The organism is Catenuloplanes indicus, from assembly GCF_030813715.1.
Taxonomy (GTDB): Bacteria; Actinomycetota; Actinomycetes; order Mycobacteriales; family Micromonosporaceae; genus Catenuloplanes; species Catenuloplanes indicus.
This window is the reverse complement of sequence record NZ_JAUSUZ010000001.1, coordinates 7299206-7313800: the sequence shown is the minus strand read 5'-3', so window position 1 is coordinate 7313800 and position 14595 is coordinate 7299206. Positions and strand designations below refer to the sequence as shown.

The following is a 14595-nucleotide window of genomic DNA, read 5'->3' as shown; positions in this document are numbered from 1 at the left end:
GCCTACACTCGGATCATGCACGGGACGCGTCTGGAGCGGGTCGACCTCAATCTGCTGCCCGCCCTGTCCGCGCTGCTGGACGAGCGGCAGATCTCCCGTGCCGCCGAGCGGGCCGGGCTGAGCCAGTCGGCGATGAGCCGCGCCTTCCACCGGCTGCGCCGCACGCTCGGCGACGACCTGCTGATCCGGGAGGGCGTCGGCTACCGGCTGACCCCCCGGGCCGAGCGCATCCACGCGCAGCTGGCCGCGCTGCTGCCGGTGCTCGGCGACATCTTCGACGGGCAGGCGTTCGATCCCGGCGCGGTGAGCCAGACCATTCACCTGGCCGGCACCGACTACGCGGCCGACCTGCTCGGCACCGCACTGTCGCGGCGCCTGCTGGCCGCGTCGCCGCGGTCGACGGTGCGCTTCCACCCGGCCGGGCGGGACACCTTCGACCTGCTGGTCCGGGGCGACCTGGACCTCGCGCTGTTCGGCGCGGAGCCGCCGGCGCCGCTGCGCAGTGCCGCGCTGTTCGAGGAGCGGTTCGTCTGCGTGGTCGCGGACACCCATCCGCTGGCCCGGGCGCGGACGGTCGAGCTGGCGGACTACCTGTCGTACCGGCATCTGGTGATCGACATCGCGGAGGGCCGGCAGCCCGCGGTCGACCGGGTGCTGGAGACCCGGGGCACGCCGCGGGACGCCGGCTCGGTCACGCCGTTCCACGCGGTGGCGCCGCGCATGCTGTCCGGTACGTCGCTGGTGCTCACGTTCCCGGCCCGGATGGTGGCCACGTTCGCCGGCCTGCCCGGACTGTGCACGGTGCCGGCGCCGCCGGAGATCGACACGATGACGTACCGGATGGCCTGGCACCCCCGGCTCGACCACGATCCGGCGCACCGCTGGCTGCGCGACACCGTCCTCGCCGCGGCCGGTGAGCTCGACGGGGACGGTGCCGCGGACGCTCAGCCGAGCACCAGCGCCTCGGTCAGGTCGGTGGCGTAGTTGCCGCCCGCCCGAGTGCCGCCGCCGAACGTGTAGACGGTGTCGCCGACGGTCGCGGCGCCGAGCCCGTGCCGCGGGGTGGGCAGCGCACCGACGCCGGTCCAGCGGTCCTGCCTCGGGTCGTAGCGCCACACGTCCCCGTACACGGCCGGCGACGGGCCCTGCAGTTCACCGCCGAAGGCGTAGATCTGGCCGTCGTGCACCGCGGCCGCCAGCCCGCCGCGCGGCGCCGGCATCGGTGCCCGGGTCTGCCACCGGCCGGTCCGCGGGTCGAACACCTCGACGGTGGCCACGTTGTCCTGCCGCGGCGTGCCGTCCGGGTGCAGCGAGAACCGCCGGCCACCGAGGACGTAGATCTTCCCGTCCACCACCGCCGACGCGGCGCTGTTGCGGGCGGTGGGCGCGGGGGCGAGCGCCCGCCAGGCACCGGTGGCCGGGTCGAGCACCTCGTTCGCGCGGCTGTCGACATGGGCGGTGAAGCTGCCCGCGTCCGGGGTGGCGCGCACCCGGCCGCCGATCACGTAGACCCGGTCGCCGACACTCTCGATGACGAACTCGGCGCGCGGCGCGGGCAGGGCCGGACCGGCCGACCAGGTGTCGTCCGCGATCGAGTAGACGTACGTGTCCGCCTGCGCCCGCCAGCTCGGGAATCCGCCGGTGAATCCGCCGACGCCGTATATCCGGCCACCGGTCGCGGCCAGTCCGATGTGGTGGCGTGCGTCGGGCAGCGTGGCCAGCTGCGTCCATTCGTCGGCGACCGGATCGTAGGCGTCGAAATGCGCGGAGGCGCCGGTGTTCGGATTGAGCAGTCCGCCCGCGACGTAGACCTTTCCACCGGCCGCCTCGGGGTAGAGTTCCTGCCGCTCAACGGCCATTGGAGCGCGCTGCTCCCAGGTCGGCCGGGGAGCGGTGGCGGCGCTGGCACCCGCACCGGCAACAAGGGTCAACGCGGATACGGCCGCTATGACAGTCTTCATGACAGTCCTTTCCGAAAGGACGCGGAATTGTCGGTCCGATGGCCACGCTATCCAGTTGTCTCCGTTTCGCCGAGCCGATTGACATGCATATTTCACATAGGCGATCTGCACCGCGCACATAGGCCGGGTGACCGTCTCAGGGACACGTTTCCACGTAGAGCGCGATCTTCTCGAACAGCGCGGTCTGCTCCGGCTTCTGCCCGGCCAGTTCCCGCAGCTGCCGGATCCAGTCGGTACGGCCGTGCTCGGGCAGATAGACGGAGTGCTGATAGATGAGGTGCTTCAGCTCCTCGTCCGGCGCTCCGTCCATGCCGCGCCGGATCGCGTCCAGGATCGCCCGGCTGGCGCCGTCGTCGAGCGTCCCCCGGGTCAGGTCGATCAGGTCGGTCAGCGCGCCGCCGCGCGTCTGCGGGTCCTTCTCCAGCAGCGACGGCACCACCGCGAGCGCGCGCAGGTGCCGCGTCTCCCCCGCGCCGAGGTAGTCGAACGCGCGGCCGGCCAGCGCGGTGTCGCCGCGCTGCTCGATGCGCAGGATCGCCTCCCACGCCGCGAACAGGTCCTGCTGCACCGTGCCGAGCGTGCCGATCTGCGGCAGCAGCGTCTTCAGCGCGGAGCCGTGCTCGTCCAGCACCGCCCGGATCGCGCTCACGTCACTGACCGGCGTGGTGAGGAACGTGAGCAGCCGCTCGTCGGCCGGTGGACCGGCCGGGGTGAGCGGGGGCCGGACCGCACCGGCTTTGCGCAGCAGATCGGAGGTGATCGTCCGGACCGGCGCGGCGACCGGGTTGCCCGCCGCGTCCCGTGCCGACCACAGGTTGTCCAGATTCAGGCTCTGCCCGCCGGAGGTGCGCGGCTGGTGCACCATCGCGAAGTCGTACCCGCCGAGCAGCCCGGTGACGCCCGGCGGCGCCTCGCCGTGGATCACCACGATCGGCGCGTCGCCGCCGGCCAGCTGGTTCTGCCGGTGCTGGAACAGCAGCCACTCGAGGTTGGCGAGCTGCCCGGCGGACGGCCCGCGCAGCTTGCGGTCCCTGGCGACGACCACCACCGGCGCGGCCACGCCCTCGGCCGCGGCCGCGATCTCGGACCGGAACCGCTCGCTCAGCGTGCCGGGTGCCCCGATCACGTCGACGCTGCGGCCGGTGTCGCCGATCGGCAGCGCGTGGACGGTCGGCGTGCGGCTGATCGGCCGGGCGGCCATGGCGGGCCCGGCCGCCCGGATCTCGTCCAGCCAGGTCGCCAAATCCGGGGAGCCCTCGACCGGGGTGAGCGTGATCCGCTCCGGCGCGGCCGGCAGCAGCGCGGCGTCGCCGGTGCCCGGGTCCAGCACGGACACCCCGTGCGCGTCGTGCAGCGCGAGCACGGTCAGCGTGTCGCCGGACGGCGCGGTGACCGTGACGAACGCGCGCGTGCCGGGCGTGGCCAGCGCGGCGAGCAGGTCGCCGTACCCGGCTAGGTCCCGGGCCGGTGCGCCGGTGGCGTCCGCGGGCCGCAGCGGCCGGGGCAGGCGCCGCAGCGTCTCCGCGTAGGCGTGCCGGGCCAGCGGCGCGGGGAGGCCGAGCCGCACGCCGTCGTCGCCGAAAATCATTCGCGCCCACGGGTACGGCTTGGCCAGCGCCAGCTCGCGCATCTCCGGCGGGACGTCCGCGTAGGCGTCCGCCGCACGGTGCCGGGACGGCATCACGCGCACGAACTCCGCGCCGTCGACCGGGGCCGGCCGCATGCCGCCGTCCACGCCGAGCAGCCGGTGCGGGTCGACCGGCGGTCCGGCGCGCAGCCCGGCCCGGGGCACCTCGATCGGCAGGCCGAGCCGGTCCGCGCGGGTCACCACATCGGCCAGGGACAGGCCTTCCGGGTCGAGGCGCACCACGTAGCGATCCGCCGTCTCGATCGGGATGCCCGCCAGGAACTGGCGCAGCACGGCCCGCGCCCGGTCGGCGCCCAGTGCGGTGCTGTCGCCCAGCGCGTCCGAGATCTCCCGGCCGAGCGTCAGGTAGGCGAACCGGTCCATCGCCGGCAGGTTCGTCATCGTACGCAGCCGGGTGTCCCGGTTCCGGGTGGAGATCGACTCGGTGTGCAGGTGGGCACCGGTCGCGGTCGGCAGCATGTGGTCGATGCAGATCGCTTCCGAGTTCTTGACGGTGAGCGGCAGATCCACGGTTCTCCCCGGTTCAGCAGTTCGACAGTGTGTAGGTGAGGGCGTCGAGGATCGCCGCGCGCGCGGTCTCGCCGCGGGCCCGCAGGTCGTCGCGGAGCCCGTCCAGCCGGCCGACCCAGGCGGTCCGGTCCACCGGGTCGAGGCACTCCTCCGGCTTGACACCGGTCTGCGTGCTGGCCACCCGCCTGGCCCGGGCCACGAACTCCGCGGTGACCGCGGCCGAGTCGGTGCGCAGCCGGTCCGGCGACACCGCGAGCAGGTCCGCCACCATCTCGATGACGGTCACGTTGGCCCGGTCGAGCCGGTTCGCGGTGCCGGTGCGCGCCAGCGCCAGCGTCTCGTCCGGGCTCAACTGCCCGGCCAGCATGAGCTGGAAGAGCAGGCCGTCCATGGTGAAGCGATCACGGCGGCCGCGTCCGGCGCCGGCCAGGTAGTCGTAGACGAACGTGGGCGGGACCGGTCCACCCCGGTAGGCGGGCTCCGCCTCCAGGAACGAGACCGCGCGCGGCGTCAGCCGGGTGTCCGGCACGCCACCGGCCCGCCGCCCGGTCTCCAGCGCGAGCAGCAGGCCGGGCAGGCGCTGGTCGGCCGGGTTCTCCGCGATAACGCGGCGCAGCTCGTCCGCGACGCCCGGCGTGTGCAGCGCCGGTGCGTACGCCCGGTGGTACGCCTCCGTGGCGGCCCAGTCCGGCGCGCTGATCCACGCGGCCAGCTCCGGCGTGAGCGTGCCGCCGGCCGGACGGACCAGCGTGCCGGCCCGCCGGAACAGCTCCACGGTCGGCGCGGCCACCATGGTGTCGGCCTGCGCGGCGTGCGGCCCGAGCAACTGCCACACCTGCTTGAAGTCGGCGTCCATCGTCTCCTGCACGGTGACCGCGCCACGGGCGTGGCGGACCAGCGCGAACGCGTCCTCGGTGCGCTTCGTGCCCATGGTCGCGACCACGATCGGCGCGACACCGCGCCACGCGTCGTTGCGCAGCGTCTCGTCGAGTCGCCGGACCGCCGCCAGCGCGCTCTCCGCCGGACCGCCCAGGTTGATCACCCGCACCGGCGGGCCGGCCACGCCGCGCGCGGATGCGGTGATCCTCTCGAGCGCCTGGCCGGCGCGCTGCGTCGTGAAGTCACCGAGCGTCATGATCTCGCGATCCGGGGCGACGATCGCCGGAGGCGTGTTCTGGATCTGCGGCAGCGGCGGCGTGCCGGCCGGGACCGGCGCCTTGACACCCGACAGCTGCGCCTTGACGCCCGACAGCGGCGCCTTGACACCCGACAGCTGCGCCTTGACGCCCGACAGCGGCGCCTTGACACCCGACAGCTGCGCCTTGACATCTGACAGGGGCGCCTTGATGCCGGGGAGCGTGGAGGCCGCGAGATCCAGCGACGGTGCGACGTGTTGCTGCGGCAGCTCGCCGGACGCGCGCCGGCCCAGCCGGTCGCCGGAGGCCCGGTTGGTCAGCACGTCGGGCAGCGCGGCCCGCAGGTCGATCGACCGGCCGCGCTCGTCCAGCATCAGCACCTCGGTGCCGGACTTGCGGAACATCCGCGCGTGCTGGTCGGTGATCAGCCCGCGCAGGTTGTCCAGCGGCGTGCCGATCGACGCGGCCAGGTTGCCCGCGCCGTGCCGCTGGCCGTCCACCCACATCATCCGGCCGCCGCCGATCGACATCACCCAGAACAGGTGCGAGTTGCCCGCGGGCGGCGGCGGCACCCGGAACGCGATCATGGTGCCGGGACGGCTCGCCGCGTAGCGCCAGAGCGAGTCCGGGTCGCGCAGCCGGGCGAAGTCGCCGCGCAGCGACGTGGCCAGGTCCTCGGCCCCGCCGTCCCCGGCCCGGTCGGTGTCGGTGGTGCCGTTGGCGGTGCGGCGGTGGACCGCGATGAACGCGCCGAACGCGCGGATCACGCAGTCCTCCGGCGTCACCGCGGGCCGGGGCGCGCCCGGGACCGGCGCCGGTACCTCGGTCGCCGCGAGCCAGTCGCGCAGCCGCTGCACCGCCGCGTCCAGCTCCTCCTGCCGGAGCAGGTTCGGCGCGGCCGGCCCGCGTCCGGCGAGCCGTTCGATCATGAACCGCCGGTCCGCAACGAAGGCCGGTGGCGCGTCGTCCGCGAGCGCCTGGACCAGCGCCTGGTCGATGATCCCGAGCGTGGCCCGCGGGCCGAAGACCTCGGCGGCCTTCTCCGACGGGATGCGCGCGATCAGCCCGTGCGGCACGTCGCTGCGCACCCAGGCCCGGCCGTTCGAGGAGGTGCCGATCAGCGTCAGGTCGAACCAGAAGTAGTCGTAGTCGCCGGCCTTCTTCTCGTAGGTGATCTCCACATTGCCCACGCCGCTGGCGTCCCCGGCGGAGTGGGAGCCGCCGCCGGCGATACCGGTCGCGACGATCAGCTTCTCGTCCCCCTCGCGCGGGCCGGCCTCGACCTCGACCGGCCGGATGCTCAGCCCGGACCGCTGGTCCCGCCGCTGGGAGAGGGCGGTCACCTTGATCGGCATGTTCGTCGCGCGGTAGTCGCCGCGGGACAGCCAGGTGCCGCCGCGCAGCACGGCCCGGACCGTGAACTCGTCCGCGCCGTCGCCCTTGACCGTGTAGCCGCCGGTCAGCAGCCGGCTGATGTTCGGCGTGACGTTGGTGCTGCTCAGCGCCGCTTTCACCGAGGTGAGCGCGGTCGACCAGGGCGCGTATCCGGGAAGCCGCGGCACCGGCTTGGTCGTGTCGTACCGCTCCGCGCCGGGCATCCGAGTAGTCGGCAGCCAGGTGGTGAACGCGTCGAACCCGAAGATCTCCAGCGCCTGTACGTGCCCGGCCAGCCGCGCGGTCACCGCCAGGTCGGCTTGCAGGTCGGCCGGGCCGCCGGGCGGTGGGTTGCGGTTGAGGACCCGCACCGAGGCGGGCTTGATGTCCGCGGCCGTCTTCGGCAGCTCGCTGCGCAGGTGCGGCACGGCCTCGAACGGTGGCCGTTCCTGGGTCAGGTGACTCGGCGTGATCAGCCGCAGCCGGCCGGGGACGGTCTCGGTGTGCTTCGGCTTCCGCTTCCCGGTGACCGCCTCCTGGAGCAGCGTGCGCAGCCAGCCGTCGGAGATCGTGTCGACCATCTTGGCCGTGGCCGATCCGGCCGAGACGAACGCCTCGAGCGCCTGCGGCAGGTCGGACGCCTCGAAGAACTCCAGCTTGAGTACGGTGTGCGTGCCGAACTCCTGGCTGTCCGGGTTCGTCGGGGACACCCGCAGGTACGGCTGGTCGGAGTCGGTGCGGCCGTCCACCGTGGTCCGGCCCCACTCCGCCTCCGCGCCGGCGCCGATCGCCATCCGGGCATCGCCGGGACCGAACCGCGCGTCACCGGCCGGCCCGATCTTGGCGGACCGGTCCTTCGCCTCGGACCAGCCGCGCTGGTCCAGACCGCCCTTGCTGATCGTGCCCTTCACGTCCGGGCGCGGCCGGCGGTAGGTGAGCGGCCCGTCGTCCGCGGTGAGCCGGATGCCGATCCGCTTCACGCCGCCGAGCGGCCGGTTCAGCGTGATCAGCGCCTCCAGCCCGTCCCGGCGGATGGTCCGGTAGTGCGCCTTGATCGCGCTGGTCCGGAACAGGTTCTCCACGGCCAGCGAGAGCGACGGGTCGTCGATCGCCACGTCCATCCCGCGCAGCCGCTCCTTGACCACGGCCAGGACGTCCTGGGTCACACCGTTCTTGGTGCGGGTCGCGGTCAGCTTCTCCACCGGGGAGGCGGCGAACGCCAGCTCCTTGTGGATCGGCGTCAGCGGGGCCGTCTTCGCCGGCATCTGCCGCGCGTCCGCGTCCGGGATCGGCAGCCCGAGCTCCTGCGCGGTCACGTGCGGCGTGGACATGTCCATCCCGTGCGCGATCCGCAGGTCGTGCTCGTACCTGGTGAGCTTCCCGCCGCGCGAGTACCGCTCGTATGTGATCAGGTAGACCGCGTCCGCCGAGTGGTTGTAGGAGCGGCCCTCGTACCCGGCGCGGGTGGTGGTCGTGCCCCCGGCCAGCGCGGACGTGGTCACGCCCCAGCGCCCGGAGACGGACGCGTCCACCCCGAGGTTGACGTGGTCGGCGCCCCGGCTGGACGCCGGGATCCGCTGGCCCGGCTCCGGGTCCTGACCGGGTACGTAGCCGGTGCCCTTGGCACCGTCGCCGTCGTCCGGCACGGCCGCGGCACCGGGTCCCCACTGGAAGATGCCGCCGGCGCCGACGGTGGCCGCGCCGCTGATCGCGTCGCCCTCGCTGCCGCCGCTCTGCACGTTCGAGTCCTGGTAGTCGCGGTTGGTGGCGCCGTCGGTGGGCCGGGTGAAGCGCGGGTTCGCCGGCAGCAGGCGGATCCGGAGCTGGCGGACCGTGCCGCCCCGGCTCCGGCGCAGCGGTACCACGATGCCGAGGCGGGTCATCAGGTCGCTGGCCCGCGGCTCCAGGAAGTCGGGCCGGATGCCGTCCGCGACGCCGGCCTCCAGCGCCAGCCGACCGCCGCCCGGCGCGAGGTCGCGCAGCATGGCGGTGGTGGCGGAGGTGTCCTGCCGCGCGTCGTCGACGCCGTTGACGAACGCCTGCACCGACTCGGCCAGCGTGCCGACCTGATTCAGCCAGACGTACATGCCCTCGGTGTTGCCGTCCACCGTGGAAACGAAGCCGTCCGGCTCCGCGCCGTCCAGCCAGGACCGGGCGGCACGCGACTCGTCCCGGGTGAGCCGGGTGACCGTGGGCCGGTCACCCGGCAGCGGCTCCTGACTGTGCGCGGTGCCGGGGGCGGGCGCGAGGTCCTCCTCGGCCACCCGGACCGGGGCGTGGAACGCCTCGCCGCCGTACGTGCGGGTGCTGACGTCGGTGAGCACCTTGCCCTTCTTGTCCGTCACCGACACGGTGAGCTGGTACCGCACGTCGTAGTCGAACTCGGTGAGCGTGCCGCGGACCTTGCGCCGCCGCGCACCGGCCTGGGCCAGGCCGATCAGGTTCGCGTACTCCCGGTCGAACGCGGCCTGGAGGTCGACCAGCCGGACCCGCAAGCCGAAGAAGTCCTTGATGCTGACCCGGCCGGAGCCGTCCACCCGCGCGCCGACCTGGTAGGCCAGCAGCTCGCGCACGCTGAGCCCGGACCGGCCGGTGCGCTTGGTGTCCAGCAGGTAGTCCGGGACGGTGCGCACCTCGCGCAGGTCGCCCAGCTCACCGGTCAGGTTCACCCGGAACGTGAGGTCGCCGATCGTGTACGTGTCGGTGATCCCGCCGTCGAAGAGGGACCGCTGGAACCCGCGCAGGCCGGGCACGCCGAGCTTCGCGGCCAGCTCGGCGAACCGCTTGGTCCGCTGCCCGCGCTTCAGCGTCTTGCCGACCTTCGCCATCTGGAACTGGAGCAGCCGCAACGCGTCCCCGAAGATCATCTCGGCGCCCGGCATCTCCTTCATCACGCCAGGACCCAGGCCGGTGCGGGCGGCCATCGCCCACGGCTCCCGGGTCGGCCCGGTCAGCGGCCGGAGGCCACCGTTCACCCAGCCGTCCGCGGAGACGACGTGCCGCCGCACGCCGGCCGGTTCCACGCCCTCTCGCACCGCGTCCGGCAGCGTCTGCCCGGCCAGCCGGGTGCCGGTGTGGTCGACCACCTCCACCCGCGGATCCGCGGACAGCGCCGCGACGATCGCGGCCGGCACCCCGTCGGCCAGCTGCACCTGCGCGTACCCGGGCACGTCCAGCCCGTCCAGGAAGCGCTGCACCGATTCCAGGGCGTCGTCCACCGGTACGGACGTGTGCTGCTGCGCCGGCAGGTAGAGCGCCGGGTTCGGCACCAGCGCGCCCGGCCCGCCCGAGGCGCGCAGCGGGATCGCACCGAGTACCAGCCCCCGGTCGTCGACCAGGTAGCGGAACGCCGCCGCGGGCTGTCCCTCGGCCGCCGCCGGGTAGGCGCCGTCGCCGCGCAGCCGCACCCGGCCGGTCAGCACGGACAGGCTGTGCAGCGCGGGCGGCAGCTCGGTGAACGCGGCCGGTGCGGTGCCCCGGCCCTGCACGGCCAGCTCGATCGGCGCCTTCCTGGCGAGCGCGAACAGGTCGACCGCGTCCCGCACGCCGTGCGCGCCCCACGGATCCGGCGCGGCCGCCGCCCGCGCGGCCGGGCCGGCGGCCGGATGGGCCGGGTTGGGCACGTACTCCGCGGTGACCGGATCCGGGTGCGTGGGGTCGGCGGACCGGGTGAACACGGTCGCGCCCAGGATCCGGTCCCCGTCCGCCGGGTCGGTCTGGTAGCGGATGACGGGCACGTCGGCCACGCTCGCGTAGCTGTCGCCCGGATGCGAGATGTCCACGTTGGCGTGGTTCGCCGCCCAGGCCCACGGCCCGTCCGCGCTCCGGCCCTCGGGCAGCATGATCTCGATCCGGTGCGTCGCGGCGATCTTCTGCAGATCGGCCGGTGCGGTCACACCGGCCCGCGGGAACGGCTTGACCGGCTTGGCGCCCTTCGCCGCGAGCGTCAGCGTGCCCTCCGGCAGCACCACCGCGTCGCGCAGCTCCGGCGTGGACAGCAACTGCTCCTCGAACGCGGCCGCGTGCCGCTCCGGCACGGCCAGCTCGACGACCGTGGGGTGGCGCACGGTGAGCTGGCCGCGGTTCGAGTCCAGCGTCAGCTCGGTGGCGAACGTGGCCGCGTACCGGATCAGTTTGTCCCCGCGGACCAGCAGGTACTGCGCGGAGGACTCGATGTTGGCGGACCGGTCCACGTCCCGGTTCAGCTTGAGCGTGAGGACGTCCAGCCGGGGCAGGATCAGGTGGTCGCCGACGCTGAGCGGGAACTCCACGCCGAGCCGGCCGCCCACCGCCGAGCTGCCACCGCGTCCGGCCGACCGGCTGGTGGCGGCGCCCGCGTCGTTACGGATCATCGCGTCCGGCGTCCGCTCGATCCGGCGTAGGTCGATCAGCTTGCCGCCGGTCCGCACGTGCCCGTCGAGGTGCCGGCCCTTGCCGAGCCCCAGCGAGACGTGCGGCGACACCCCGGCGTCCGTGGTCCACCACTGGTTCTGTTCCTTGACCACCCGGGGGTTCAGGAACTGCTGCCGGAGCTTGTCGACAACGCGCGCGGCCTGGGTGTCGCTGAGCGTGAACGCCGGGTCGGTGCGCAGCCGCCGGCCGAGCTCGGCCAGCGGGTCGGTGAAGTCGGCCGCGGTGAAGACGTAGTCCTGATGGTGCAGTGCGCCCGGGTTCGTCACCCGGGTCGGCTCGCCGATCGTCATCGGGTCCACCGCGTCCCGGTCCGTGGAGACCAGCTGCGGCGACAGGATCAGCAGGTGGTCGTCGAGGTCGTGGGCGGCCACCTCGCGGCCGTCCACCTCCACGACCACCTGGGCGTCCGTGTCGTACTCGTTCATCGCCCAGTCACCGGTGAACGCGAAGTTCTCCGAGTTGATCCGGCCGCCGGCCACCTCGGCCCAGCGCCGGGAACCGCCGGTGAACAGCCGCAGCGTCGGGCCGACCACGGCCTGGAGCAGGTCGTTCGTGACGGCCAGCACCGTGATCAGGCCGACCGGCAGGTTCCAGGCGCGCGAGCCACCGCGCGACTGGCTGAACGTCTTCTCCCCGAACCGCAGCTGGAGCTGCACGTCCTGGCCGGTCCGGCCGGGACGCACCGGGCGGGCCCGGCGGAACCGCGGGTTCGACGGGCGGACGAAGACCCGGACGTACTTGCCGTTGAACTCCTCGGCCACGCCGGTGTCGATCAGCCGTTCCCAGTCCGCCGCCTCCCGCGAGCCGAGCGTGCTGGTCAGCCACGGTGCCAGGTCCCCGCTGTCGGCCCGCCACGGCCGCATCGAGTCGCCGACGGCCGGTGCGATCGCGGAAGTCAGCGCCTGCACGTCGGCCGCGTCGAGCGGCTGGACGTCCCGGACGTAGCTGTCGCCGAGCACGTGCCGCTCGCGCAGGAACCACGGCGCGGACGGCGCGGTCGCCGCCTCGATCCGGGCGCGCAGCGTCGCCATGTCCGCGGCGGTCTCGGCCAGCATCCAGCGGAGCCGGCCGGCCAGGTCGGACGCGCCGTGCCACGGCTCGCCGCGCAGCCGGCCGTCCGGGTCCAGCAGCCGGGTGGCGACGCCGGCCAGGTCGGCCGGCCGGCCGCTGCGCCGCGCGGCCGCTTCCTCGTTCCGGGCCAGGTCCATCGCCTCGGTGCGGGCCGCCTCCGCCGCGGCCTGCTCCACGTCGAACCGGTCCGCGAGCGCGTTCCACAGCGCCAGCGTCGACTGCCGGCCGGCCAGCCGCGCGGCCTCGCCGTCCACCGCGGGCGTGCCGGCGTACGCGGTCAGCATGCCCACGTACTCCACGTACGCCCGCTCCAGCTCGGGAGCTGCCTCGGCCTGCTCACGGCGCACCGCCCCGCCGGCGAGGGACATGTGACGCAGGTAGGCGAGCCGGCCGACGTCCGCCACCGTGATCGTCCCACCGCGCGCCGCGATCGTGCCGACCCCGGCCGCCGCGTCGCGGTGGGCCCGGCGCAGCGCGGATCCGTCCGCCTCGGCCGCCTGCATCCGGGTGTCCAGCCGGCGTGCGTCGCCGAGTTCCAGCCGGGCCCAGTCCGCGGCGGTGTCCCGCAGGTGGGTGAGGTGCGTGTCGAGCAGGTCGCGGTTCGCAACCGCGGTGTCCCGGAGCGCGGTCGCCTCCGTCCGGCGCCGCACCTCCTCGGCGCGCAGGCCGGGGATCCGGCCGTGCTCGGCGCGCAGCGCGGCGACGCCGCCCCGGAGGTCCGTGACGTGCACCCAGGCCGCCTCCTCGGCCTCGCGCAGCCGGACGATCTCCGCGTCGTCCGCTTCGGCCTGCCGGACGAGCTGGTTCACGCGCTGGCTCGCCGCGACGGAGGCCGCCTGCAGACGGACGTGATCGTCCCGTGTGCTCTGGGACAGCGCCTCGAAGGCCCGGCCGCGCGCCACCTGGGCCGCCTCGATCTGCGCGGTCAGCGCGGCCCGCGCCCGCTCCGCCGCGGCGCGCGCGTCCTGGGCCGCGGTGAACGCGGTGTCCGCGGCCGTGACGCGTGCCTCCTCGGCCGGGATGCGGGTGTCCAGCTCGGCGCTCCGGGCGTCGTGCGCGGCGATCGCGGTGCCGGCCGCCCGGACCGTGGCGTCGTGCTCGGCGCGGGTCGTCTCGTACCGGTCCCGGATCGGCGGCAGCCGACGGGTCAGCAGGTCGTCGAGCGCGGTGAACTGCTGCTCCGGGGTGCCCTCCCGGAGCGCCTCGCCGACCGCCTCGACCTGCGCCCGGACCAGCTCCTCCGGGCCCTCCGCGCCGGGCGTGACACCGGCGGCCGGGGCGGTGCGCGGGGCCGGCCGGGTCGGCTGCAGCGCACCGGCGGCGGCCCGGCCGAGCGGCGCGTCGATCAGCGCGTCCACCAGGCTGGTCGGGGTGTCCAGCACGGACCTCGCGGGTTCCGGCCGCAGCACCCGGACCGTGGTGCCGGCCGGCGGGTTCGCCGCGTCGGCCGGGTCGAACCGGCGGACCGCGTCGGCAGGGTCGGCCGAGAGGTCCACCCACCACAGTGCGCCGTCGCGCGGCACCAGCCAGCGGACCGTGCCCGGCCCGCCGTTCGTGCCCGGCACGTGCACCAGCGCGGGTGCGTCCAGTGTCGTCCCGGTCAGCGACTCGGGCGTGCGCGGCTCGCCGCCGAACAGCCGGAGCAGCTCCGCCTCGGACACCGGCTGCACGGCCGCGGGCAGCGCCGTCAGGTTCGTGCCGGGTGGCGCACCGAGCACCAGCCCGGCCGCGAGCTGATATCCGGCCTGCCACACCGCGGCGCCGGAGACCGAGCCGGAGCGCGGCACCCGGTACTCCTCACGGGCCTCGGCCACCCGCGCGACCAGCCGCTCCAGCCGGGTCCAGAGCGGCGTGCGCCGGTCCACGGCCAGCTCCGCGGCGGTGGCCAGCACCGCGCGCATCGCGGCCAGCCCCTTCGGCAGGACGTGCAGCTGGTCGCCGTCGCGGACCAGGCGCGCCGACGGCTGCGCGTCCGGCGCGTCCAGCACCGTGATCGGCACGCCGACCAGGTCGGCCGCGGTCAGCCAGGTCCGTTCCGCGCCGCCGGTGGCGACCGTGGTGATCCGCGCACCGGCGCCCAGTTCGCCGAGCAGATCCCGGGTCACCCGCTGGACGGTCTCCAGCGCGGCCACGTCGCTCAGCCCGCGCGGGTCCATGAAGAACGCCGGCCCGCCCGCGCGCGTGCCCACGTTCATGGCGCGCTGCAGCTCGATCAGGTCGACCGGCGTCCCCATCGGGTACGGGTGGAAGTAGACGCCGTTGTCGATCGGGATCAGCCGCCCGTCCGGACACAGCGCCGCAAAAGCATCAAGGGTGCCGGTTCCGGACATGCCGTCTCCCAACTGTGCTGCGAGGCGTACGGATCCTGCTTAACGTCTCGTCAGCGCAGCTGGTTCACACAGGTTTTACAAAGTCTTCACTCCCGTCTCGTTCGTACCAACTGTCCGACCTGTGCAAAGGCAGATCAACCCACCCGTGGACC

Annotated in this window: 4 protein-coding genes; 1 reads left to right on the top strand and 3 read right to left on the bottom strand. The window is 74.4% G+C overall.

Annotated features, from left to right (window positions below):
• The first annotated feature begins 15 nt into the window (after positions 1-15).
• Complete coding sequence (locus J2S42_RS33110) at positions 16-984, top strand: LysR family transcriptional regulator (RefSeq protein ID WP_307245559.1); 969 nt, start codon at positions 16-18, stop codon at positions 982-984.
• Here J2S42_RS33110 and J2S42_RS33105 read toward each other — a convergent pair.
• The 3 genes from J2S42_RS33105 to J2S42_RS33095 form a co-directional block, all read right to left on the bottom strand.
• On the bottom strand, positions 945-1859 hold the full coding sequence (locus J2S42_RS33105; protein ID WP_307245557.1) for a Kelch repeat-containing protein: 915 nt from the start codon (positions 1857-1859) through the stop codon (positions 945-947). The two genes, J2S42_RS33110 and J2S42_RS33105, sit on opposite strands and share 40 nt — an antisense overlap.
• 238 nt (positions 1860-2097) lie before the next feature.
• The gene (locus J2S42_RS33100) at positions 2098-4119 is read right to left on the bottom strand and encodes a hypothetical protein (protein ID WP_307245555.1); all 2022 of its coding nucleotides are present in this window, start codon (positions 4117-4119) and stop codon (positions 2098-2100) included.
• A 13-nt stretch (positions 4120-4132) separates the two neighbouring features.
• Positions 4133-14443, bottom strand: coding sequence for a hypothetical protein (locus J2S42_RS33095; protein ID WP_307245554.1), 10311 nt, complete (start codon positions 14441-14443; stop codon positions 4133-4135).
• Positions 14444-14595 lie beyond the last annotated feature (152 nt).